The organism is Variovorax boronicumulans NBRC 103145 (assembly GCF_001591345.1).
Taxonomy (GTDB): domain Bacteria; phylum Pseudomonadota; class Gammaproteobacteria; order Burkholderiales; family Burkholderiaceae_C; genus Variovorax; species Variovorax boronicumulans.
Genome location: NZ_BCUS01000025.1, coordinates 1 through 21,559 on the forward strand (window position 1 = coordinate 1; position 21,559 = coordinate 21,559).

Consider the following 21,559-nt stretch of genomic DNA (forward strand, 5'->3'; position numbering starts at 1 on the left):
GTCGATGGCCGCACCGGACTCTTCGAACACCGCGAGCTCACCCGTGCCGATGGGGCCGCCGGTGCCGTCGCCCGCGTCGAGCCGGCCCGCGTTCACCGCCACCCAGCCCACCATGTGACCGGCGGGCGGCGTGTAGCGCCAGCGTTCGCCGTCCTTCAACTGCACGGCCAGGTAGTTCATCGGCGAGGGCGCCGGAATGGGGCTCTGCGCCGCGCCGTAGCGCCCGAGCAGCACGCGCGCCGGGCCTTCCTGCGGCACCTGCGAAGGCGCGAGGTAGATGCTCTGCGCGGGCGCGTTTTCTTCGGCGGCCGGCAGCGCCACCCAGAGCTGGAAGCCCTGCACGCGCGTCACGCCCGGCGCCGGTGCGCCCGTGTGCCACACGCCGTTGCCGGCGCGCATCCACTCGACGCCGCCGCCGCGCAGCACGCCCTGTTCGCCGGTCGTGTCCTCGTAGAGCGTGTCGCCTTCGATGAGCCAGGTCAGCGTGGCGATGCCCGAGTGCGGGTGCAGGCCGAAGCCCTTGTGGCCGCCATCGACATCGAAGCCGAACAGGTCGAGGAACACGAAGGGCTTGAGATATTCGCCCAGGTCGCCCGGGCTCATGAGCCGCGTGATCGGCCCGTGCCTGGCGCCGCGTGTGCGGTAAACGATGGCGCGGGTGTCCGTTGCAACAGCGGTGGTCATGCGGCCTCCCTCGCGGTCTTCAGTGCGCGGGTCCACCACGCCATGTCGTCGAGCAGGCCCGTGGCCGACTGCGCCAGGTGCGGGAAGTCGTCGAAGGACTTGCCCTGCTGCCAGATGCCCAGGAACTCGACCATGCCGATGTGCACCGCGTGGCGCACGGGCGCCATCTGCATCTCGACCGCGACCAGCCGCAGCTGCTCCACCGCCCGCGCCGCGCCCACGCCGCCGTAGCCCACGAAGCCGATCGGCTTGCGGATGAACTCCTTGTAGGCCCAGTCGATCGCGTTCTTCAGCACCGCGCTCGGGCCGTGGTTGTACTCGGGCGTGACGATGATCAGCCCGTCGAAGGTGGCCAGCTTGGCCTGCCAGCGCTGTGCGGCCTCGTTCTTCACCGGGCCCCAGGCGGGCGCGCCGGCTTCGTTGAAAAAGGGCAGCGGGTGCTCGCGCAGGTCGACCAGCTCGAAGGCGAGGTCGGTGCGCTGCTTCGCGATCTCGTGAATCCAGTGCGCGGGCTTCTCGCCGAAACGGCCTTCGCGGGTCGAGCCGATGACGATGCCGATGCGGGGTTGTTGTTGCTGTCCGGTCATGGGGTGCGTGCTCCTGAATGAAATGAGGTGGTCGAAGGCCGGAAAGGCCATGGACTAAAGGTTAGGCACGCACGCATTGATCGACTAGACGGTAGAGTCGGATTGCACTCGTCCACGAACAGAAGGAATAGGCCTCGCCATGCTCGACCTCAACGACATCGCCGTCTTCGTGCAGGTGGTGCGCCACGGCAGCTTCGCCGAGGCCGGCCGCCGGCTGGGCCTGCCGCCCAACACCGTGAGCCGGCGCATCCAGCAGCTGGAGGCGCAGCTCGGCACCCGGCTGCTGCAGCGCTCGACGCGCAAGCTCACGCTCACCGGCGCCGGGCAGGCGTTTCACGAACAGTGCGCCGAGGCGGTCGATGGGCTGGTCGAGGCCGGGCAGGCGCTCATCACCGGCAGCCAGGAACCCAGCGGCCGCGTGCGCGTGGCGGCCACGGCCGATTTCTTCGACTTCTTCCCCATGGCCTGGGTGGCCGATTTCCTGGCCGCGTACCCGCTGGTGCGCGTCGAGTTCGTGCTCAGCGACGCGAAGGCCGACCTGATCGCCGAGCAGATCGACATCGCCTTCCGCGGCGGCGCGCTGGCCGACTCGGGGTACGTCGCCCGCCAGCTGCTCGGCCCGCGCACCGACGGCCTCGTCGCCAGCCCCGCCTACCTGGCCGCGCGCGGCACGCCCGCCACCCTGCCTGAGCTGGCCGACCACGACTGCGTGACTCCCGCCCACCCGAGCGGCCGCACCACCTGGCGCCTGACCGGGCCCGGCGGGAAGGAAGAAGAAGTGCAGGTGGGCGGCCGCTTCAGCGGCAACACGGCGCAGGCTTTGCGCAAGGCCGCCATCGCCGGCCTGGGCATCGCGCTGCTGCCGCCCGCCATGGGTCGGCTCGACGTGGAGGCGGGGCGGCTGGTGCCGGTGCTGCCGCAGTACCAGCGCACCGGGCACGGGCTCAGCGTGGTCTACCCGAGCCGCAAGCACCTGCCGCGGGCGGTGTCGGCGTTCATCGGGATGGTGACGCAGAAGCTGCGGGAGGAGGAGGCGTTGCCGGATGTGTGGCGGGCGCGGATGACCTGACTTCGGACGCGGATCGATTTCCACAGAAAATGCCCGCCATGAAAATCGAAAAAGACACCGTCGTCACCCTCAAGTACAAAGTCGCCGACGCCCAGGGCAAGCTCATCGAAGCCAGCCCCGAGCCGATGGCCTACCTGCATGGCGGTTACGAAAACACCCTGCCCAAGATCGAGCAGGCGCTCGACGGCCAGGAAAAGGGCTACCAGACCACGCTGAACCTCGCCCCCGAAGACGCCTTCGGCCTGCGCGACGAGGCGTTGGTGCGCACCATTCCCAAGACCGAGTTCCCGCCCGGCGTGAAGGTCGGCGGCCAGCTGCAGGGCCGGCTCGACGACGGCACCGAGCACGTCTTCACCGTGACCAAGATCAAGGGCCCGGTCGTGCTGCTCGACGGCAACCACCCGTGGGCCGGCAAGGCGCTGAAGTTCAGCCTGCAGGTGACGGACGTGCGCGCGGCACTGCCGGTGGAGATCGAGCACCGGCATGTGCATGGGGCGCATGGCCACCATCACTGAGTGACAGGGTCGGTGACGAACGCCGAGGGCCGCGTGGCCCGGCGTTCGCTTCGCCAGTTGCTTCCTGGTTACTTCTTCTTCCAGAACCTCGGCGCCTCGCCGATTCTCTCCAGCGCCTGGCGACACGCCGTCGCCCCCGCCGCACGGCGCGCGCTGAACCAGCCCACCGCGAACCACGCACGCGGGTCGCGCGATGCGACCTCGCGGTACAGCGCGAGCGCCACGGCCTCGTCGTTGAACGCGCCCAGCGCGTCCTGCGCGGGGCGCAGGGCCTTCAGGTAGCGCTCGGCCGCGTCCTTCTTCTTTTTGCCGCCTTCCGTCTCGGCGAACAGCGGCGCCGCGAACTCCGCCAGGTAGCGCAGGCGCTTGAGCCGCTTGCGCGCGCGGTGCTGGTGTTCGGTGGCGAGCGATTCGAAACGCCGGCCGTCGCGCACGGCCTGTTTGTGCAGGCGCTGGAGCCGCTCGCGCAGCAGCTGAAGGGCCGCGTCGGCAGCGAGCGGCGTCGGGCCCGTCGACTCGGGTGCGGCAGCGGTGAAGCCGATCAGCGACACGAGCACGTCCTGGAACGCGGCGGCGCGCACGATGTCGCCGGGTGTCAGCGCCGGCGCGGCAGCCGCATCGCTGGCATCGCCCGCCAGCGGATCGACCTCCGGCGCGCCCGCCTCACGCAGCCGTGGCTGCGCGAGCTTCACGACCTGTTCACGGTCGCGCAGTTCGCCGAGCGCGCGGAAGGCGTCGACCAGCGGCGGCTCCCAGGTGGCGGCGTCGAAGCGGCTCGTGTCGGCGTCGAGCCCCGCCAGTTCGCGCAGCGCGGTGCGCAGGCGGCGGATGCCGATGCGCAGCTGGTGGATCTGCTCTTCGTCGGTGCTGCCCGCGGCGATCTCGCTGGCGTTGGGCAGCATCTGGTCCAGGCACGACGCGACCACGGCCTGCTGGAGGGCGCGGCCGTCGCGGCTGTGAGCGGGGAAGCGCGGCGCTTCGGCCTTCACGGCGGGCACCGTCTCCTGTTCGGCCAGCAGGCGCATGCCGCGCTCGGCCTTCGAGACGGTGCTGAACCACAGGCCGTGCTGCTGCGACCAGCGCCGCGCGAGCGCCACGAGCCCCTGCACGTCGCCGCTCTTGAGTTCGAGCTCCAGCTCGCACACGGGCGAGGTGCGCTGCGCAGGCGTGCCCGCGTGCACGACGACCTTGCCGACGTCGAGCGCCATCTCGACGACGGCGCCGCCCGGACCGCTCACGCGCAGGTCGCGCGTGAGCCGCACGATGTCGGTCGACTGGCGTTCGACCAGCGGCACCGGAGCGCCATCGGCCAGTTGCAGCAGGCGGGCCAGCCGCTCGCCGACGGGCGTGCCGGCGTGGCGCGCGGGGTCGATGGCGGGCGCGGCGGCGCCGGTGCCCAGGTCGACGTTGTGCTCGAGCCGGTGCAGCGCGTTGTCGCCGGCGGCCTTGACGGTCTGCACCCAGCGCCGGCCCTCCTTGCGCAGCCGCAGCACCATGCCGTCAGCCACGAGGCGCTGGTCGGCAGTGTCGAAATAGCGGGCCTGGAGGCGCGTGCGCACGACGGCGCCGCGCCGCAAGGCGGCTTCGACGGCCTTCAGGCGGCCGGCGGGAATGCAGAACTTGAACTCGATTTCCATGGTGTTCATGATGCCCGCTCTTTTTTCCCCTCAGCGAGGTGGTGCCGGCCGATTTCCGGTGCTTCGAAAAATCATGTGGACACCGTCCATTTTCTTTGATATCTTTTGTGGACGGCGTACACAAAGACGTCGGCAAACACCCCATTCACCCTTCATCAGCACAGGAAAGACACCATGGCCACCAAGCAGATCTTCGTGAACCTCCCCGTCCGGAACCTCGACAAGAGCAAGGCCTTCTTCGGCGCGCTGGGCTACACCTTCAACCCGCAGTTCACCGACGCGAACGCCGCCTGCATGGTCATCCACGAAGGCAGCATCCACGCGATGCTGCTGATGGAGGACTACTTCAAGACCTTCACGAACCAGGGCATCGCGGACGCCCGCAAGGAGAACGAGGTGCTGGTGTGCCTGTCGTGCGAGAGCCGCGCCGAGGTCGACGAACTGGTCGCCAAGGCTGTGGCCGCCGGCGGCACGACGCCGCGCGAGCCGAAGGACTACGGCTTCATGTACGGCCACGGCTTCCAGGACCTGGACGGCCACATCTGGGAACTGGTCTACATGGACCCGAACGCCGAGATGCCCGGGCAGTGAACGTGGGGGCCGGACGATGCCCATCGTTCCATATGCGCTCTTGATCGTTGCGCGGAAGGCACCTACCGAAAGGCGGCGGCGCCCCGATATTCCTGGTTCCGGCGCGGCCCGCATGGCGGCCGTGCCTGCCTCACCAAGGAATACCGACATGCCCGACAGCAACGACAACAGCAAGAGCAGCAGCCCGTCTCCCATCGTCCAGGTCCAGCCACTCGGCTTCCCGTGGCAGACCCTTGATCCGTTCCTGTTCTGCGTCTACCACGACGACGCGTACCCGAAGGCCAACGGCCGCATGGGCCCCGAGGCCTCGCTGGCCGGCCGCCAGATCGGCCAGGACTTCAGCCGCAAGGACGGCTGGAGCATGTACCACGGCGAGACGGTGCCGGGCTTTCCCTCGCACCCGCACCGCGGCTTCGAGACGGTGACCATCGTGCGCAAGGGCCTGGTCGACCATTCCGACTCGCTGGGCGCCACGGCGCGCTTCGGCGGCGGCGACGTGCAGTGGCTCACGGCCGGCAAGGGCATCGTGCATTCGGAGATGTTCCCGCTGCTGGACGCCGGCGCGCCCAATCCGCTGGAGCTGTTCCAGATCTGGCTCAACCTGCCGGCGAAGAACAAGATGGCCGAGCCGCACTTCACGATGTTCTGGTCGGAGGCGATTCCGCGCTTCGCCTCGGACGACGCGCAGGGCGGCCGCACCGAGGTGGCGGTGATCGCCGGGCGCTTCGGCGGCGATGACGCGCAGGCCCAGGCGGCCATCGACCCGCTCGCGCCGCCGCCCGATTCGTGGGCCGCGCAGGCCGGCGCCGACCTGGCGATCTGGACGCTGCGCATGACGCCCGGCGCGCGCTGGACGCTGCCGCCCGCCGCCAGCGAGGGCACGCGGCGCATGCTGTATTTCTTCAAGGGTGCGACCGCGCAGGTGGCGGGTCGGCGCGTGGACGGGCCGGCGGCCATCGAGCTGCGCGCCGACGCAGCGGTGGAGCTGTGCAACGGCCCCGAAGGCGACGGCGAGTTCCTGCTGCTGCAGGGCCGCCCGATCGGCGAGCCGGTGGCGCAGTACGGCCCCTTCGTGATGAACACGCAGGCCGAGATCGCCCAGACGATGGCCGACTACCGCCGCACGCAGTTCGGCGGCTGGCCCTGGGCCGACCCGGCGCCGGTGCATGGCGCCGAGGCCGCGCGCTTTGCGCGGCACCCGGACGGGCGCGAGGAAGTGCCGGGAGCCTGATCTACATCGGCTTCCGGGGTTGCGCGGTTCTCAGTAGCCGCGCAGCACCTCGACGCTCAGCGCGGTCATGCTCGGGATGAACTCGATCACGTCAGTGCGCGCGACGCCGCCCTGCACGAAGGGGTCGCGCGCCAGCACCGCCTCGAGCCCCTCGCGGTCGCCCGAGCGCGCGAGGATCACGCCGCCCTTGCGCGGCACCTGGCGCCCCGACGCCACGAACAGGCCGCTGGCGTAGTGCTTCTTGAGCCAGGTGACATGCGCATCCATCAGCGCGTCGAGTTCCTCGAGCGGACGGATGTAGGTCAGGGTGACGATGAACATGGCAAAGGCCGGTCGATGCGGAAGATGACCCGATCCTATGACCTCGCCACGACCGTGGCGGGGCGAGAGTGTGTCTCGCGGGTAACTGTCGCATGCGGCATGTGCATGCGCGGCCGACCGGCGGCCTTGTCGCCCACCGGACCTGCGCGGCGGCGTGCGATCTCGTAGATTCGGTCGTTCCATTCCTCAGTTCATGTCACTTCACCGGAGACCCTGTTCCATGATCCAAGTCGTTGCCGTCATCACCGCCAAGCCCGGCCAGCGCGCCCTGCTGCTCGAAGCCTTCAAGGCCAACCGCGCCGCCGTGCTGGCCGAAGAGGGCTGCATCGAGTACGCCGCCACGATCGACGCGCAGGGCATTCCCCCGTCCAAGGCCAGCTTCGGGCCCGACACCTTCGTGGTGATCGAGAAGTGGGCCTCGCTGCCGGCCCTGCAGGCGCACGCGGTCGCGCCGCACATGGCGGCCTTCAGCGCCCAGACCAGGGAGCTCACCGAGAGCAAGCGCATCCACGTGCTCGAACCGATCTGAGTCTTTCGCGCCGCCTTCGCGCGCGGCGCGATGCCTGCTACCCTCGCGCCGGGGAGAGGAAGACATCTCGGACGAGGGGGTTCAAGACATGGCGATCGTCTCCAGACCGCAGGGCGTGCGCTGGCGCACTGGCGCGCTCCTGCTGGCGGCACTGGCCACGGGCTGCGCGCAGCTCGGCGCGCCGCCCTATGCCGCCGACTACGAGGCGCTCGACCGGCTCGAGGCCCACAACCCCGGCAAGGTCGCGGTGGCCAAGGTGCAGCCCACCGACCCCAACGACAGGATCAACACCCTGGGCCTGCGCCGCGCCAGGCTCGTGTCGCCCAGCGGCACCTTCGCCCAGTACCTCGAAGACGCGCTGATGCGCGACCTGAGCGAGATCTCCGTCTACGACCCCAAGGCACCGACCCGCATCGCGGCGCGCATCCTCGTCAACGAGCTCGACCTGGGCGTGATCAACGGCTCTGGCCGCATGGACGTCGAAGTCACCGTCACGCGCAACGCTGCGCAGACGCTGCGCAAGACCTACCGCGGCGAGATCGCCTTCGATTCGAGCTACGCGAACATCGTGGCCGTGCCCGCCGGGCAGGCCGCGTACCCGCGCTTGGTACGGGCGTTGCTGCGGCAGGTGTATGCCGATCCGCAATTCGTCGCGGCCATCGCGCCGTCTGCGCAGTAAGGCCGGGGACGCACCATGACGCTTCTTTCTTTCCTGACGCCCCGGCTGGCTGCCGTGCTGGCAACCGCCGTGCTGCTGGCGGGCTGCGCCCACCCGATCACGATGATCACCGAGACCGCACCGCCGCGGTCGGCCGCCCACCTCATTCCCAAGAAGGTGGCCTACGTGATGACCGACGCGCAGCGCGACTTGCAAGTGACCACCGCCGGCGGCAGCGGCGACCGCGTGAGCTACTACCCGTACCGCGACCTCGAAAAATCGATCCGCGACGCACTGCGCGCGGTCTACCGCAACGTGGTCGTGCTGCGCACCGCCGGCGATGCCAAGGCCAACGAGGCAGCGGGCGTGTCGCTGGTGTTCACGCCGCAGATCAAGACCGATTCGAGCTCGTCCTCGTGGATCACCTGGCCGCCCACCGCGTTCACGGCCGAGGTGGCCTGCGTGGTGACCGACACCGCGGGCGCCGAAGTCACGCGCGTGCGCGCGGTCGGCAACGGCACGGCGGAGTTCGGCGAGTTCAACGGCGACTACGGCCTGGCCGCCCGGCGCGCGGCCACGCGGATGACGGCGCAGCTCAGCAGCGAGATACGGCGCAACGAAAAGCTGCGCTGAGCCGTTCGACGACCACTCGCCCAATAAAAAACGCGCCCGAGGGCGCGTTTTTTGTGGGAGCCGCGAAGTCTTACTTCGACACGACCTTCACCATCTCGAGGCACTTGTTCGAGTAGCCCCATTCGTTGTCGTACCAGCTCACGAGCTTCACGAAGGTGCCGTCCAGCGCGATGCCGGCTTCGGCGTCGAAGATCGAGGTGCGCGGGTCGCCACGGAAGTCGGTGGCCACCACCTTGTCTTCCGTGTAGCCCAGCACGCCCTTCAGTGCGCCTTCGCTCTGTGCCTTCATTTCAGCGCAGATCTCGGCGTAGGTGGCGTCCTTGACGAGTTCGACGGTCAGGTCGACCACCGACACGTCGGAGGTCGGCACGCGGAAGCTCATGCCCGTGAGCTTCTTGTTCAGCTCGGGGATCACCACGCCCACGGCCTTGGCCGCGCCCGTCGACGACGGAATGATGTTTTCCAGGATGCCGCGGCCGCCGCGCCAGTCCTTGTTGCTCGGGCCGTCCACGGTCTTCTGCGTGGCGGTGGCGGCGTGCACGGTGGTCATCAGGCCGCGCTTGATGCCCCACTTGTCGTTCAGCACCTTGGCCAGCGGCGCCAGGCAGTTGGTGGTGCAGCTGGCGTTGCTGATGATGGCTTCGCCGGCGTACTTCTTGTCGTTCACGCCGTAGACGAACATGGGGGTGTCGTCCTTCGAGGGGGCCGACAGGATCACCTTCTTGGCGCCTGCGTCGATGTGCTTCTGCGCGGTTTCCTTGGTGAGGAAGAGGCCGGTCGACTCGAGCACGATGTCGGCGCCGACTTCGTTCCACTTGAGCTGCGACGGGTCGCGCTCTTGCGTGAGGCGGATCTTCTTGCCGTTGACGATCAGCGTGTTGCCTTCGACCGTGACCTCGCCCTTGAAGCGGCCATGCACCGAGTCGTACTGGAGCATGTAGGCCAGGTATTCCGGCTCGAGCAAGTCGTTGATGGCAACGATTTCGATGTCGTTCTTGAAGTTCTGCACGGCTGCGCGCAGCACGTTGCGACCGATGCGGCCGAAGCCGTTGATACCGAGTTTGATAGCCATCTGACTTGCTCCTAAGGTTGAAAAACTTTTGATCGGACGGGAAGAGGACGAACCGCGCGACGCTCAGTCGCGCAGGGCCGCTTCCACGGTGGCGGCCACGTTCTCCGCCGTGAAACCGAAGTGCTTGAACAGCACGGGCGCGGGGGCCGACTCGCCGTAGCTGTCGATGCCGACCACGGCCGCGCAGCCGTACTTCCACCAGCCGTCGGTGCAGCCCATTTCGACCGCGACGCGCGGGATCTTCTTGGGCAGCACGGCCTTCTTGTAGGCCAGGTCCTGGCGGTCGAAGGTGGTGGTCGAGGGCATCGACACCACGCGCACGGCGATCTTCTTGTCGGCCAGCAGCTTCTGGGCGGCCAGCGCGAGCTGCACTTCGGAGCCGGTGGCGATGATGACCGCTGCCGTCTTCTTGTTCTTGAGGCCGACGTTCTCGGGCTCGGACAGCACGTAGGCGCCGCGACTGATGTCGCCCAGGTCGCTCTTGGCGGCGTAGGCGATGTTCTGGCGGCTCAGCAACAGGGCGGTCGGGCGCGTGGCGTTCTGCAGTGCGACAGCCCAGGCCACGGCGGTTTCGGCCGTGTCGCCCGGACGCCAGACGTCCAGGTTGGGAATGAGGCGCAGCGAGGCGGCGTGCTCGATCGACTGGTGCGTCGGGCCGTCTTCACCCAGGCCGATGGAGTCGTGCGTGAACACGTGCACCACGCGGCGCTTCATGAGCGCGGCCATGCGGATGGCGTTGCGGCTGTAGTCGCTGAAGGTGAGGAAGGTGCCGCCGTAGGGGATGTAGCCGCCGTGCAGCGCCACGCCGTTCATGATGGCGGCCATGCCGAATTCGCGCACGCCGTAGTTGATGTGGCGGCCGATCTCGCCGTGCGGCGGTTCGACGGCATCGCCTTGTGCGGCTTCGTCTTCGCCGCCCTGGGGCACCACCGGTGCGGGGGGCGCGTTCAGCACGACGGCGCCGGTCTTGGCGTCGAAGCGCAGCGCGGCGGTGCTCTTGGTGTTGGTGAGGTTGGAGCCCGTGAGGTCGGCGCTGCCGCCGAGCATTTCGGGCAGCGCGGCCGTGAAGGCTTCCAGCGCGAGCTGGCTGGCCTTGCGGCTGGCCACGGTTTCGCCCTTGGTGTGGGCGGCGACCACGGTGTCGAACGCGACCTGGTGGAAGTTCTTGGGCAGCTCGCCCTTCATGCGGCGCGTGAACTCGGCGGCGAGTTCGGGGTACGCGGCCGTGTAGGCGGCGAAGGTGTCGTTCCAGGCGGCTTCGGTCTTGGCGCCTTCGGCCTTGTGGTCCCAGTCGGCGTACACCTCGGCCGGGATTTCGAAGGCGGGGTAGGGCCAGCCGATGGCTTCGCGCGTGAGCTTGATTTCTTCGGCGCCCAGCGCCTCGCCGTGCGCCTTGGCGGTGCCGGCGCGGTTCGGGCTGCCCTTGCCGATGGTGGTCTTGCAGACGATCAGCGTGGGCTTGGTGGCTTCCTTCTTGGCCTTGGCGATGGCCTTGGCCACTTCCTTGGCGTCGTTGCCGTCGATCGGGCCGACGACGTTCCAGCCGTAGCCCTTGAAGCGTTCTTCGGTGTTGTCGATGAACCAGGGCTTGACCTGGCCATCGATGCTGATGCCGTTGTCGTCGTACAGGGCGATCAGCTTGTTCAGGTGCCAGGCGCCGGCGAGGGCGCAGGCTTCGTGGCTGATGCCTTCCATCATGCAACCGTCGCCCAGGAAGGCGTAGGTGTGGTGGTCGACGATGGCCAGGTCCTTGCGGTTGAACTCGGCGGCCAGCAGCTTCTCGGCCAGCGCGAAGCCCACGGCATTGGTGATGCCCTGGCCCAGCGGGCCGGTGGTGGTCTCGACGCCGGGGGTGACGTCGACTTCAGGGTGCCCGGCGGTCTTGCTGTGCAGCTGGCGGAAGTTCTTGATCTCGGCCAGGGGCAGGTCGTAGCCCGTGAGGTGCAGCACCGCGTAGATCAGCATCGAGGCGTGGCCGTTGGACAGCACGAAGCGGTCGCGGTCGAACCAGTGCGGGTTGGCGGGGTTGTAGCGCAGGTGCTCGCCCCACAGGGCGACGGCCATGTCGGCCATGCCCATCGGTGCGCCCGGATGTCCGGAATTGGCTTGTTGAACGGCATCCATTGCCAGCGCGCGGATCGCGTTGGCCATCAGGGCTTGGTTTGCCATGGGCAGTGGGCTTTCGGGGGAAAAGGGTGGGTGGGGGATACGGGAGAACCCGAGATTTTACCGGGCGAGCCGCGCCCGGCCTCGATACAGGGCCAACACCCCGCTGATGCTCTCTTGTGTCGCAGGCCCGGCTGCTAGAGTTGCCCCCCATGCAAGGGCTGCACCTCACCGCCGATCTCCACGACTGCCAATGCGGCCTCCAATGGCTCACCGACGGGCGCGCGCTCGGCGAGGTCTGCACCAAGGCCGTGGCCGCCGCCGGGCTGCAGGCCGTGGGCAAGCTGGTCCACGGCTTTCCGGCCACGCCGCAGGGGCCGGGCGGCGTGACGGCCACGCTGCTGCTGGCCGAATCGCACCTGTGCATCCACACCTGGCCGGAGCAGCGCGGCGTGACGCTCGACGTGTACGTCTGCAACTTCGGCGCCGACCACTCGGCCAAGGCGCATGCGCTGATGGCCTGCCTGGTGGCGCTGTTCCAGCCCCGCCACAGCGAGCGCAACGAACTGCAACGCGGCCGTGTGGCCGGGTCGGTGCAGTGATGGCGGTGCGCGCGATGATCCTGGCCGCCGGCCGCGGCGAACGCATGCGGCCGCTGACCGACGCCACGCCCAAGCCCCTGCTCGAAGTGCGCGGCAAGCCGCTGATGCAGTGGCCGATGGAGGCGCTGGCCGACGGCGGCTTCACCGAGCTGGTGGTCAACACCGACTGGCTGGGCGCGCAGGTCGCCGCCCGGTTCGGCGCGCGCCCCGTGCTGGACGGGCGTGGTGCGCTGTCCATTTCGTATTCCGACGAGGGCCGCGACTTCGGCGGCGCGCTTGAAACAGCCGGTGGCATCGTGCGCGCGCTGCCGCTGCTGGGTGAGGTGTTCTGGGTGGCGGCGGGCGACGTGTTCGCACCGGGCTTTCGCTTCACCCAGGCCGCGGTCGACCGCTTCCTGGCCAGCGGCAAGCTCGCCCACCTGTGGCTGGTGCCGAATCCGGCGCACAACCCCAAGGGCGACTTCGGCCTCTCGCCCGACGGGCTCGCGCTGAACCAGGCGGCCGAGAAGTACACCTTCTCGACCATCGGCCTGTACCGCGCCGCGCTGTTCGCGCCGCCGTACTGCGACATCCCGGCCGGCAATCCGGACGGCATCAAGGCCCCGCTGGCACCGATCCTGCGCGCGGCCATGGACAACCAGCAGGTGAGCGCCGAGCTCTACACCGGCGACTGGACCGACGTGGGCACGCCGCAGCGCCTGCAGCAACTCAACGCCGGGGTCGCGCCGGCAGCGGGCGCATGACAACGCTCGCGCCGCTGCCCGACGCCCTGCGCCTGCTGCCGCAGCGCCTGCACGACCTGGCCCTGGCCACCGCCGCCGAACGCAATGACGGCGCGCCCGAAGACCCGCTGACCGTGCCGCTCTACGTGAGCGACTTCACGCGCCTGAGCCTCGCGCCCATGCGCCAGGGCTGGCACGTCGAATACTTCGGCGACACCTGGGGCGACGCCTTCGACGAAACCCTCGCCTGCCTGAGCCGGCAGGACGTGGCCGACTGCCTCACCTCGCTGTCGTTCAGCGGCCCCGACAGCGGCGCCAACGGCTCGCGCGAATGGATGTTCACGCCGCTGCTCGAGAGCCCGGTGATGTTTCCCCGCCTGCGCTCGCTGTTCATCAAGCCGACGCAGCCCGAGGACCACAACCAGTCGCTCGTCTGCACCAGCGACGGCATCCTCGAGGAAGGCGGCGACATCGCGCGCTGGGTGCGCAAGACGCCGCACCTGAGCGAACTGACGGTGCCGAACGCGCCGAACGCCGACTTCTTCGCCGTGCCGCTGCCGCAACTGACCAGCCTGTGCGTCGGCGCGCATTTCGCCACGCAGCACTTCATCCGCCACCTGGCCGCCGCAACGCAGCTGCCGGGCCTCAGGCTGCTGGATTTTTCCGAATCCACCGAGCAGCAGATGGCGTGGCCGGCCGACCGGACGCCCGGCGGCATCACGGCCTTCGAAGACTACGAGGCCTTGCTGCACAGCCCCGTGGGCGCGCAGCTGCGCGTGCTGAGGCTGCGCAACACCTGCCTCGACCTGGCCCAGCTGCAGCAGCTGCAGCAGCTGCAGCAGCTGCAGGGCGTGCGGCAGCGGCTGCAATTCATGGTCATCCAGTCAACGATCGGCGGCTACGTCAGCCACTTTGCACAGGATGTGTTCCCATGGCGGCATCTGGTACCCGCGGACCCCGGACTTGCACCGTATCGAAAGTGAAATCCCATGCTCAATGACACCACGATCTACGCCGAGCGCCGCGCGCGCCTCGCTTCGCAACTGGGCAAGGACGGCATCGCCATCGTCCCGACCGCGCCCGAGCGCCAGCGCAACCGCGACAGCGACTTCCTGTTCCGCCACGACAGCTACTTCTACTACCTGACCGGCTTCACCGAGCCCAACGCCTGGCTGGTGCTGGCGGGCGACGGCCGCGCCACGTTGTTCTGCGCGCCGAAAGACCTCGAACGCGAGATCTGGGACGGCTACCGCCTCGGCCCCGACGCCGCCCCCGCCGCGCTGGGCGTGGACGAGGCCTTCTCGGTGAACGACCTCGACGCCAAGCTGCCGAAGCTGCTCGAGAACCGCTCGACCGTGTGGTTCCCCTTCGCCACCCACAAGGGCCTGGAAACCCGCATCGACGGCTGGCTGCAGTCGGTGCGTGCGCGCGTGCGCTACGGTGCGCTGTGCCCCGAAGAACAACGCGACCTGTGCGGCCCGCTCGACGAGATGCGCCTCGTGAAGGACGCGCACGAGCAGGACATCATGCGCCGCGCCGCGCAGATCAGCGCCCGCGCCCACATCCGCGCGATGCAGCTGTCGGCGCGCATGCTGCGCGAGGGCAAGGACGTGCGCGAGTACCACCTCGACGCCGAGCTGCTGCACGAGTTCCGCCTGGGCGGTTCGCAGTACCCGGCCTACGGTTCCATCGTCGCGGCCGGCGCCAATGCCTGCGTGCTGCATTACCGCGCCGACGCCGCGCCCGTGCGCAAGGGCGAGCTGGTGCTGATCGACGCCGGCTGCGAGCTCGACGGCTACGCCAGCGACATCACCCGCACCTTCCCGGCCGACGGCAAGTTCAGCGGCCCGCAGCGCGCGCTGTACGACCTGGTGCTCGCCAGCCAGGACGCCTCGGCCGCCGCCACCAAGGCCGGCAACCGCTTCAACGACCCGCACGACGCGGCCGTGAAAGTGCTGGCGCAGGGCATGCTCGACCTGGGCCTGCTCGACGGCAACAAGGTCGGCAGCGTCGACGACGTGATCGACTCGCGCGCCTACTTCCAGTTCTACATGCACCGCACCGGCCACTGGCTGGGCATGGACGTGCACGACTGCGGCAGCTATGTCGAACCCACGCAGGTGGGCGAAGTGAGCGAGCGCAAGGACCCGCTGTCCAACGAACTCATCAAGAACCGCCCGAGCCGCATCCTGCACCCGGGCATGGTGCTGACGCTGGAGCCCGGCATCTACGTGCGGCCCGGCGAAGGCGTGCCCGAGAAATTCCACAACATCGGCATCCGCATCGAGGACGACGCGATCGTCACGGCCACGGGCTGCGAACTGATTTCGCGGGGGGTGCCGGTGAAGGCGGATGAGATCGAGGCGTTGATGCGCGCCTGAGCGCGGATCAGCCGGGCAGCGCGCAGAACAGCGCCTGCCCGATCGCGAGCACCGCGGCGCCCATGGCAATGCGCGGAAAACGGTGCGGCAGCCCGCTCAACAACCCGACCGTCGCCAGCGCCGCCGCAGTGAGCGCTCCGAGCCACAGCACCCATCCCACCGACCCGCCCGCAGCCTCCAGGCTGGCCCACAGCGACAGGCACAGCAGCGCCGTGCCCCCGAGCTGCAGCCATCGGCGCCAGGCGCCCGGCGTGCTGCCGCGGCCGAAGACGTCTTCGCTGTGGCGGTCCATCGCGAGGCTCAGCGCGCAGAAGCCGGCCAGCGAGGCGGCGAACACCAACCCGAGCAGCGGCATCACGACCCCTGGCCCGACGCAGCGAGTTCTGTCGGCGGCGACTTGACGGCTTTCTTCGGCGCGGCCAGCGCCTTGCGGCGCTTGCGCTCCACCAGCCAGGTCGCACCCGCCAACCCCAGGCCGAGCGCGATCGCCACGAGGTCGAAGCCCGCCACCGAACTCGGGCCGGTGCGCAGGCTCACGGTGAGCGGCGCGGGGCCGGTGAAGGCATTGAGCACCGGCAGCAGCGCGAACAGCAGCGCGCCGAGCGCGAGCTGCGCCTGCCACATGCGCAGGGTCGGGCGCAGCAGGCCCAGCACGGCGGTGGCGCCCCAGACGATGAAGAACCAGCGGATCTCGGCCTCGTTGCGGCCGGCCACGTCGACCGGCAGCAGGCGGTTGGCCCAGAAGAAGGCAGCCATCGCCACGGGCAGGCCGGCGATCGCGCCGAGATTCAGCCCGTCAACCAGCCGCAGGCCGAAGCCGATGCGTCCGCCCTGCTTGAGGGTCTTGGCGTATTTCTGGCGCTCCTTCACGGCCCACAGCAAGAGGCCCGTGGCCACCATCAGGCAGCCCGCCAGGCCCGAGACGAAGAACAGCGCGCGCAGCAGCGGATCGGCAAAGCGGCCGATGTGCAGGCCGTAGAGCACGCCGCGCGTTTCGGCCGCGGCCTTGGGCACGTCGCCGAAGCTGCCGATGAGCGCGCCGGTCGTGCCGTTGAACTGCATGCTGGGCTGGTCGTACGACAGGTGCCGGCCTTCGGCCCGCGTGAGCGAGACCACGGCGTTGGCGTCGTTGGGCTGGTGCACCACGATGCGGCCGACGGGCGCGCCGTCCCAGTGGGCCGTGGCCTGCGCCACCATGGGTGCGAGGGGCGCCAGCGCGGCCTTGGTGCCCGAGGCCTTGATCTGCGTGCGCACGCCGCCCGGGAAGGCCTCGGCGAAGAAGGTGTCGTTGCCGCCGTGCGCCTTGTAGGCCACCTGCGGGCCCCACGGCATGTACATGAACATCAGCGTGACCAGCCCGGTGTAGGTGATCATGGCGTGGTACGGCAGCGCGAGCACGGCGGTGACGTTGTGCGCGTCGAGCCACGAGCGCTGGCCCTTCTTCGGGCGGAAGGTGAAGAAGTCCTTGAAGATGCGCTTGTGCGTGACGATGCCGCTGACGATGGCCACGAGCATGAACATCGCGCAGAAGCCGACGATCCAGCGTGCCCAGAGCGCGGGCATGTAGTGCAGGTCGAAGTGCAGGCGGTAGAAGAACTCGCCGCCGCGCGTCTCGCGCGGCGCGGTGATCGCCTGGCCCGTGGCCGGGTCGAGCATGGCGCGGTCGAAGCTGCGGCGCCGGTCCACGGGCGGCGAGCCGGGTGGCGGCGGCGGCTTGGCCCACAGCAGGCTCACGCCGGGCTCGCGCTCGGTGGGCAGGGTGATGAACCAGCGCGTGGCATCGGGCGCGTGGCGCTGCATGAAAGCCAGCGCGTTGTCGGCGGCCACCGGCTGCGGCACCGTGCCCGGCGTCACGGCGTGCAGCTCCGGCTTCATCCAGAAGGTGATCTCGTCCTTGAAGTACGAGGCCGTGCCGGCCGCGAACACCATGAAGAGCACCCAGCCGACCAGCAGGCCCGACCAGGTGTGCAGCCAGGCCATCGACTGACGGAATCCTTCCTTCATGCGGCACCTCCGCCGCCCTGGGTCCACAGCAGCAACAGCAGGCCCTGCAGGGCCGCCGCGATGGCAAGGCCGGTCCAGGCGCGCCACGCCGAGCGCGCCGCGAAGACCCACATCACGGCCACGGCGTAGACGAGGAAGGAGGCCAGCGTGCCGGTCAGCGCGGCTTCGCTGCGCGCCATGCCGAAGAGGGCGGGCAGGCCCAGCGCGAGCACGGCGGCCGACAGCGCAGCCACGCCGTAGCCGCCCGCGATGGCGGCGACGGCCCGCGACGCGACGCCCATCCGGTAGCGGAGGCCGGCGCTCACGACGGGCGCCGGACGACGTGCAAGGTCGTTCGGAAATTCATGGGACAGAGGGAGAGGAGAAACCTGGAGAATGAGAATCATACTCATCTTCTGGGTTTTTCTCGCCCCCCGCCCATCCCGCGAGCGGGGCCTTGAAAGGCGCGCGGCGCCTTACTTCGCCTGCAGCAACGCGCCGGCTTCGAGCAGCACCAGCTCGTTGTCGTCGGCCTTGTTCGGCTCGCGGCTGCTGGAGAACGGCAGGTTGTTGTCGTTGCCGACCACGATGTGCGTGGCATCGACCACGTCGACGTTCTCGATGGTGAAGAACGGGAACTTGAGCACGCCGTCGTTCAGCGGCTTGCGCGCGAGCTTGTCCGGGTCGGCGATGTTCAGCAGGTCGATGTAGCCGATCTTGCGCACCGCGCCGCCCACGTTCGCGTCGCTGAGCTCGACCTTGTAGACGCGCTTGAACTTCGCGATGTCGTGGAAGCAGTCGGTGCGCTTCTGGCCTTCGGGGCAGGCCTTGTCGCTCGTGCCTTCGCCGTTGTCGCGCTCGATGATGAGGCCGGTGGTGCCGTCGATCATGTTGAAGTCGCCGATGGCGTGGCCGTTGGCTTCGAGCACGTACTTCCAGTGACGGCCCGTCCATTTTTCGGAGGCCACGTCGAACTCCAGCACGCGCAGGGCTTCCTTGCCTTCAACCTTCTCGTAGTCCTTGGCCTCGGCGTTCCACACCGGGCCTTCGAGCAGCGCATAGAGCTTGCTGCCGTCCTTCGACGAGGCCATGCCTTCGAAGCCCTTCGAGCGCTTGACCTGGAAATCGACAGCGCCGCCTGGTGCGCCCGGTGTGGTGACCGCGGGGTGATCGGGCGAGCGCACGGCCTTGCCGTCGACCTGCGTGTCGAACACCGCGAGCACCTTGCCCTTCAGGTCGGCCTTGATCAGGAAGGGGCCGAACTCCTCGCCGATCCACAGCGCGCCGCCGGCGAACTGGAAGCTCTCGGGATCGAAGTCCGAACCCGTCAGGTAGCGCTGCTTCGTGCCTTCGTGAACGATGCGGAACGGCACCTTCTTGTCGGGGTCGTGCAGGAAGATGGTGTTGATGCGATTGAACTTGCCGCTCTTGAAGTCCACCTTGTAGTGGTTCAGGTAGAGCATGAAGTCGGGCGAGTTGGCCTTCGCGCCGGCGCCGTTGTCGGTGAGGATCCAGAACGAGCCGTCGTCCATCTTCTTGATGCCCGAGTGCCCCTGCAGCGGCTGGCCCTTGAAGGGCACCGACACGCCGGTACCGCGGCCGCCCGAAAGCCCTTCGATCGTGCCCAGTGCCTCGACGCGCTTGCCCGAAGTGAACTTGCCGCTCACCTGCAGGTCGGCCGGCGCGTCTTTCGGTGCGGCGACGAAACTCTGCGCAGGCAGCACGGCGTGGCCGGAGAGCGTGGCGGGGAAGGCGGTCTGTGCGGCCGCGCCGCCGCAGGCGAGTGCGGTGGCCAGGGCGATGAAGGAGAGGGAGGCGAGACGCGTCATGGGCAGAAGAAAGGTTTCAGTCGAAACGCGAGACCATGCCCAGCCTGCGTGACGGCGCCGTGACATCCGTTCAGCTCAAGGTGCGATGTCCACCGTCACCTCGCGCGACTCGGCGCGGCCCTGGTCATCGACCGCGCGCAGCACATAGCGCCGGCCTGAATCGGCCATGTCGGGCATCCACGTGATGCCTTCGCCGGGCGCGGCCTTGCCGACCAGTGCGTCATCGGCAAACCAGTAGATCGTCTGCGTGCCCGCCGCCGCTTCGGCGCGCAGCACGAGCGGCTCGGGCTTCTTCACGCGCAGCGTGTGCCGCACGCCGCGCAAGGGCGAGGTGATGAGCGGCGCCGTCTCCGAAGCCTCGCCCTTCTCGCAGCCGTCGGTCGGCAGGCTCGCACGCGGCAGGCCCGCCTGGCGGAACAGCCGGCGCATGTCGCTGCCCCATTGCTCGACCACCTGCTGGCGCGCATTGGGTTGCGGCCCGCACACCACCTTGCCGGTCGTTTCATCGACCCACACGGCACGGTGCAGGTTGCTCACCTGGATCGGCGACTTGCCGGCGATGAACCATGTGGTGGTGCGCACCGGGCACAGCGCATCGGGCAGTCCGCCCGTCGCGGTGCACACCTCGACCTGGCGCAGGTCCGCCGGCTGGCGCGTCGCGATCTCGCCGGGATCGAGCCGCTCCGCGCGCAGCGCATCGACCATGCGCAGGAACAGCGGCGCGGCCGCATCGACGCCCACGAGCGCAGGGTTGCTCGTGCCATCGAAGTTGCCGACCCACACCACGAGCACATGGCGGCCGAACACGCCCGCGGTCCACGCATCGCGAAAGCCCCATGACGTGCCCGTCTTCCATGCGATGGCGGGGCGCGCGGGCAGCGTGGTGTCGGGGCGCGGCGTGTGGCGCAGCATGTCGAGCGTGATGAACGAGGCCTCTTCGCTCAAGAGGCGCAACGGCTGCGCCGGCCGCTCGTCGGGCGCGGGCTGCGTGTAGCGCAGCGGCTGCGAGATGCCGCCGTTCGCCAGCGTGGCGTAGAGGCCCGCGAGCTCCTCGGGCGTGACCTCGCCGCCGCCCAGCACCAGCGCGAGGCCGTAGTGCGATTCGCTCTGCAGCTTCTGCACGCCCGCGAGCCGCATGAAGTCGTAGAGCCCCGGCTTCGACAGCTTCGCAGCGACGGCCACCGCGGGGATGTTGCGGCTGCGGATCAACGCTTCCTGCGCAGGCAGCGGGCCGGCGAAGCGGTGGTCGAAGTTCTCGGGTGTGTAGGGGCCGAAGGAGGTGGGTGCGTCCTTCAGCATCGTCTTCGGATGCAGCAAGCCCTGGTCGAGCGCGAGTGCGTAGATGAAGGGCTTGAGCGTAGAGCCCGGCGAACGCTTGGCCTGCGTGCCGTTGACCTGCCCCGCGATCGCGTCGTTGTGCCAGTCGGCCGAACCGATCAGCGCGCGCACCTGCATGGTCGAAGCGTCGAGCAGCAGCGCGCTCGCGTTGGTCATGCCGACGTCGGCATGCGTGCGCAGGTACTGGCCCATCACGCGTTCGAGCGTGCCCTGCATGCGCAGGTCGATGGTGGTGCGCACTTCCTGCACACCGCGCTCCTGCGCGAGCAGCATGTCGGTGGCGTGCGGTGCGAGAAAGGGGAGGCTGCCGCGCGACTGTGCCGAGAGCGCGAGTTGCGCATCGGGCGCGTGCTGCTTCGCGGTGGGATCGCGCTCGGCCCACAGCGCCCACAAACGTTCGCGCGCCGACTGCAACTCGGCATTGCGACCGCGCTCGGCGATGCGCTTGACCGGGTTCTGCGGAATCACCGCGAGCGTCAGCGCCTCGGGCAGGCTGAGCTTGGCGGCGTCCTTGCGGAAGTAGATGAGGCTCGCGGCCTGCACGCCTTCGATGTTGCCGCCGTAGGGCGCGGTGTTGAGGTACGCCTCGAGGATCTCGCGCTTGCCGAAGCGCACCTCGAGCCAGAGCGCCGCGCCGATCTGCGCGATCTTGCCCATGGCCGTGCGGCTGTCGATGCCGTAGACGCGCCGCGCGAGTTGCATCGTGAGCGTCGAGCCGCCCTGCCGGCGCTCGCCGCTCGCAATGCGCCACGCGCTGCGCACGAGCGCGGCGGGGTTGACGCCGGGGTGCGCGTAGAAGCGGCGGTCTTCGTACAGCAGCACGGCATCGACCAGCGTGGGCGAGATGCGGTCGAGCGGCACCCAGAGGCGGTATTGCTCGTCGCTTGCGAGGGTGAGGCGCAGCAGCTCTCCGCCTTGCGCATACACGGCACGCGAGCTGCCGACGGTTTCGCTGAGCGGGGCGTGCGGCCACAGGCGCAGCAAGGCGAGCAGGAAGGCGACCGCCAGCGCCCACAGCGCTGGCCTGCGGAGCCTTCCCAACTTCACGCTCAAGCGCATGACGGCCTCCGC

The 21,559-nt window shown here is 69.1% G+C and carries 22 protein-coding genes; 11 read left to right on the forward strand and 11 right to left on the reverse strand.

All coding sequences use genetic code 11. The features are described 5' to 3' along the window. The coding region (locus VBO01S_RS09910) for a pirin family protein (protein WP_062473624.1) at positions 1–684 on the reverse strand (684 nt) is incomplete at its 3' end. Beyond that, positions 681–1,271, reverse strand: coding sequence for an NADPH-dependent FMN reductase (locus VBO01S_RS09915; protein ID WP_062473622.1), 591 nt, complete (start codon positions 1,269–1,271; stop codon positions 681–683). The genes VBO01S_RS09915 and VBO01S_RS09910, both read right to left, overlap by 4 nt. A gap of 139 nt (positions 1,272–1,410) precedes the next feature. Here VBO01S_RS09915 and VBO01S_RS09920 point away from each other — a divergent pair, with 139 nt between their 5' ends. Then, on the forward strand, positions 1,411–2,340 hold the full coding sequence (locus VBO01S_RS09920) for a LysR family transcriptional regulator (protein ID WP_062473514.1): 930 nt from the start codon (positions 1,411–1,413) through the stop codon (positions 2,338–2,340). 38 nt (positions 2,341–2,378) lie between these two features. Next, entirely contained in the window at positions 2,379–2,855 is a 477-nt protein-coding gene (locus VBO01S_RS09925; protein WP_062473516.1) for an FKBP-type peptidyl-prolyl cis-trans isomerase, read from the forward strand. A 68-nt stretch (positions 2,856–2,923) separates the two neighbouring features. Here VBO01S_RS09925 and VBO01S_RS09930 read toward each other — a convergent pair whose 3' ends face one another. Then, on the reverse strand, positions 2,924–4,501 hold the full coding sequence (locus VBO01S_RS09930) for a CYTH and CHAD domain-containing protein (protein WP_082818068.1): 1,578 nt from the start codon (positions 4,499–4,501) through the stop codon (positions 2,924–2,926). Between the two features lie 165 nt (positions 4,502–4,666). Between VBO01S_RS09930 and VBO01S_RS09935 the strand changes: the two genes are divergently transcribed. Both VBO01S_RS09935 and VBO01S_RS09940 read left to right on the forward strand, forming a co-directional pair. Then, on the forward strand, positions 4,667–5,083 hold the full coding sequence (locus VBO01S_RS09935) for a VOC family protein (protein ID WP_062473519.1): 417 nt from the start codon (positions 4,667–4,669) through the stop codon (positions 5,081–5,083). Positions 5,084–5,231: 148 nt separating this feature from the next. After that, positions 5,232–6,314 carry a pirin family protein gene (locus VBO01S_RS09940; RefSeq protein WP_062473522.1) on the forward strand — a complete coding sequence of 361 codons (1,083 nt, stop codon included), beginning with the start codon at positions 5,232–5,234 and terminating at the stop codon, positions 6,312–6,314. A gap of 30 nt (positions 6,315–6,344) precedes the next feature. On the opposite strand, the gene VBO01S_RS09945 is transcribed toward VBO01S_RS09940, so the two are convergent. Beyond that, positions 6,345–6,635, reverse strand: a complete 291-nt coding sequence (locus tag VBO01S_RS09945; protein ID WP_062473524.1) for a YciI family protein — start codon at positions 6,633–6,635, stop codon at positions 6,345–6,347. A 220-nt stretch (positions 6,636–6,855) separates the two neighbouring features. On the opposite strand from VBO01S_RS09945, the gene VBO01S_RS09950 reads away from it, so the two are divergent. From VBO01S_RS09950 to VBO01S_RS09960, 3 genes are all read left to right on the forward strand, one after another. Further along, positions 6,856–7,164 (forward strand): putative quinol monooxygenase, encoded by a 309-nt coding sequence (locus VBO01S_RS09950; protein WP_062473527.1) that lies wholly within the window; start codon positions 6,856–6,858, stop codon positions 7,162–7,164. A gap of 88 nt (positions 7,165–7,252) precedes the next feature. Continuing rightward, entirely contained in the window at positions 7,253–7,843 is a 591-nt protein-coding gene (locus VBO01S_RS09955) for a hypothetical protein (protein ID WP_062473530.1), read from the forward strand. A 15-nt stretch (positions 7,844–7,858) separates the two neighbouring features. Further along, positions 7,859–8,455, forward strand: coding sequence for a hypothetical protein (locus tag VBO01S_RS09960; RefSeq protein WP_082818070.1), 597 nt, complete (start codon positions 7,859–7,861; stop codon positions 8,453–8,455). A gap of 70 nt (positions 8,456–8,525) precedes the next feature. Here VBO01S_RS09960 and gap read toward each other — a convergent pair whose 3' ends face one another. Together gap and VBO01S_RS09970 are read right to left on the reverse strand one after the other, a co-directional pair. After that, on the reverse strand, positions 8,526–9,527 hold the full coding sequence (gene gap / locus VBO01S_RS09965) for a type I glyceraldehyde-3-phosphate dehydrogenase (protein WP_056575024.1): 1,002 nt from the start codon (positions 9,525–9,527) through the stop codon (positions 8,526–8,528). A gap of 63 nt (positions 9,528–9,590) precedes the next feature. Further along, positions 9,591–11,696: a transketolase family protein gene (locus VBO01S_RS09970; protein WP_062473533.1), complete on the reverse strand. Its 2,106-nt coding sequence runs from the start codon at positions 11,694–11,696 to the stop codon at positions 9,591–9,593. Between the two features lie 149 nt (positions 11,697–11,845). On the opposite strand from VBO01S_RS09970, the gene VBO01S_RS09975 reads away from it, so the two are divergent. From VBO01S_RS09975 to VBO01S_RS09990, 4 genes are read left to right on the forward strand one after another with little or no spacing between them, the layout of a single operon-like run. Then, the gene (locus VBO01S_RS09975) at positions 11,846–12,235 is read left to right on the forward strand and encodes an S-adenosylmethionine decarboxylase family protein (RefSeq protein ID WP_062473535.1); all 390 of its coding nucleotides are present in this window, start codon (positions 11,846–11,848) and stop codon (positions 12,233–12,235) included. Between the two features lie 14 nt (positions 12,236–12,249). Further along, entirely contained in the window at positions 12,250–12,978 is a 729-nt protein-coding gene (locus VBO01S_RS09980; protein WP_062473631.1) for a nucleotidyltransferase family protein, read from the forward strand. After that, positions 12,975–13,940 (forward strand): hypothetical protein, encoded by a 966-nt coding sequence (locus tag VBO01S_RS09985; protein WP_062473538.1) that lies wholly within the window; start codon positions 12,975–12,977, stop codon positions 13,938–13,940. The genes VBO01S_RS09980 and VBO01S_RS09985 overlap by 4 nt, the downstream gene beginning before the upstream one ends. 6 nt (positions 13,941–13,946) lie before the next feature. After that, the gene (locus tag VBO01S_RS09990) at positions 13,947–15,338 is read left to right on the forward strand and encodes an aminopeptidase P N-terminal domain-containing protein (protein WP_062473541.1); all 1,392 of its coding nucleotides are present in this window, start codon (positions 13,947–13,949) and stop codon (positions 15,336–15,338) included. A gap of 7 nt (positions 15,339–15,345) precedes the next feature. Here VBO01S_RS09990 and VBO01S_RS09995 read toward each other — a convergent pair whose 3' ends face one another. The 5 genes from VBO01S_RS09995 to pbpC form a co-directional block, all read right to left on the reverse strand. Continuing rightward, a complete protein-coding gene (locus VBO01S_RS09995) occupies positions 15,346–15,693 on the reverse strand; it encodes a DUF3325 domain-containing protein (RefSeq protein ID WP_062473545.1) in 348 nt (115 codons plus the stop codon). After that, entirely contained in the window at positions 15,693–17,342 is a 1,650-nt protein-coding gene (locus VBO01S_RS10000) for a PepSY-associated TM helix domain-containing protein (RefSeq protein ID WP_062473548.1), read from the reverse strand. Before VBO01S_RS10000 ends, VBO01S_RS09995 begins: the two co-directional genes overlap by 1 nt. Continuing rightward, entirely contained in the window at positions 17,339–17,647 is a 309-nt protein-coding gene (locus VBO01S_RS10005; protein ID WP_370680729.1) for a DUF3649 domain-containing protein, read from the reverse strand. The genes VBO01S_RS10000 and VBO01S_RS10005 overlap by 4 nt, the downstream gene beginning before the upstream one ends. A gap of 150 nt (positions 17,648–17,797) precedes the next feature. Further along, entirely contained in the window at positions 17,798–19,150 is a 1,353-nt protein-coding gene (locus VBO01S_RS10010) for an esterase-like activity of phytase family protein (RefSeq protein ID WP_062473551.1), read from the reverse strand. 75 nt (positions 19,151–19,225) lie between these two features. Next, complete coding sequence (pbpC, locus tag VBO01S_RS10015; RefSeq protein ID WP_370680743.1) at positions 19,226–21,535, reverse strand: penicillin-binding protein 1C; 2,310 nt, start codon at positions 21,533–21,535, stop codon at positions 19,226–19,228. Positions 21,536–21,559: the final 24 nt, after the last annotated feature.

Excerpts from the sequence above, each read along its gene's own strand:
- VBO01S_RS09915 (WP_062473622.1), bottom strand. The coding sequence starts at position 1,271 with ATGACCGGACAGCAACAACAACCCCGCATCGGCATCGTCATCGGCTCG.
- VBO01S_RS09920 (WP_062473514.1), top strand. The coding sequence starts at position 1,411 with ATGCTCGACCTCAACGACATCGCCGTCTTCGTGCAGGTGGTGCGCCAC.
- VBO01S_RS09925 (WP_062473516.1), top strand. The coding sequence starts at position 2,379 with ATGAAAATCGAAAAAGACACCGTCGTCACCCTCAAGTACAAAGTCGCC.
- VBO01S_RS09930 (WP_082818068.1), bottom strand. The coding sequence starts at position 4,501 with ATGAACACCATGGAAATCGAGTTCAAGTTCTGCATTCCCGCCGGCCGC.
- VBO01S_RS09935 (WP_062473519.1), top strand. The coding sequence starts at position 4,667 with ATGGCCACCAAGCAGATCTTCGTGAACCTCCCCGTCCGGAACCTCGAC.
- VBO01S_RS09940 (WP_062473522.1), top strand. The coding sequence starts at position 5,232 with ATGCCCGACAGCAACGACAACAGCAAGAGCAGCAGCCCGTCTCCCATC.
- VBO01S_RS09945 (WP_062473524.1), bottom strand. The coding sequence starts at position 6,635 with ATGTTCATCGTCACCCTGACCTACATCCGTCCGCTCGAGGAACTCGAC.
- VBO01S_RS09950 (WP_062473527.1), top strand. The coding sequence starts at position 6,856 with ATGATCCAAGTCGTTGCCGTCATCACCGCCAAGCCCGGCCAGCGCGCC.
- VBO01S_RS09955 (WP_062473530.1), top strand. The coding sequence starts at position 7,253 with ATGGCGATCGTCTCCAGACCGCAGGGCGTGCGCTGGCGCACTGGCGCG.
- VBO01S_RS09960 (WP_082818070.1), top strand. The coding sequence starts at position 7,859 with ATGACGCTTCTTTCTTTCCTGACGCCCCGGCTGGCTGCCGTGCTGGCA.
- gap (WP_056575024.1), bottom strand. The coding sequence starts at position 9,527 with ATGGCTATCAAACTCGGTATCAACGGCTTCGGCCGCATCGGTCGCAAC.
- VBO01S_RS09970 (WP_062473533.1), bottom strand. The coding sequence starts at position 11,696 with ATGGCAAACCAAGCCCTGATGGCCAACGCGATCCGCGCGCTGGCAATG.
- VBO01S_RS09975 (WP_062473535.1), top strand. The coding sequence starts at position 11,846 with ATGCAAGGGCTGCACCTCACCGCCGATCTCCACGACTGCCAATGCGGC.
- VBO01S_RS09980 (WP_062473631.1), top strand. The coding sequence starts at position 12,250 with ATGATCCTGGCCGCCGGCCGCGGCGAACGCATGCGGCCGCTGACCGAC.
- VBO01S_RS09985 (WP_062473538.1), top strand. The coding sequence starts at position 12,975 with ATGACAACGCTCGCGCCGCTGCCCGACGCCCTGCGCCTGCTGCCGCAG.
- VBO01S_RS09990 (WP_062473541.1), top strand. The coding sequence starts at position 13,947 with ATGCTCAATGACACCACGATCTACGCCGAGCGCCGCGCGCGCCTCGCT.
- VBO01S_RS09995 (WP_062473545.1), bottom strand. The coding sequence starts at position 15,693 with ATGCCGCTGCTCGGGTTGGTGTTCGCCGCCTCGCTGGCCGGCTTCTGC.
- VBO01S_RS10000 (WP_062473548.1), bottom strand. The coding sequence starts at position 17,342 with ATGAAGGAAGGATTCCGTCAGTCGATGGCCTGGCTGCACACCTGGTCG.
- VBO01S_RS10010 (WP_062473551.1), bottom strand. The coding sequence starts at position 19,150 with ATGACGCGTCTCGCCTCCCTCTCCTTCATCGCCCTGGCCACCGCACTC.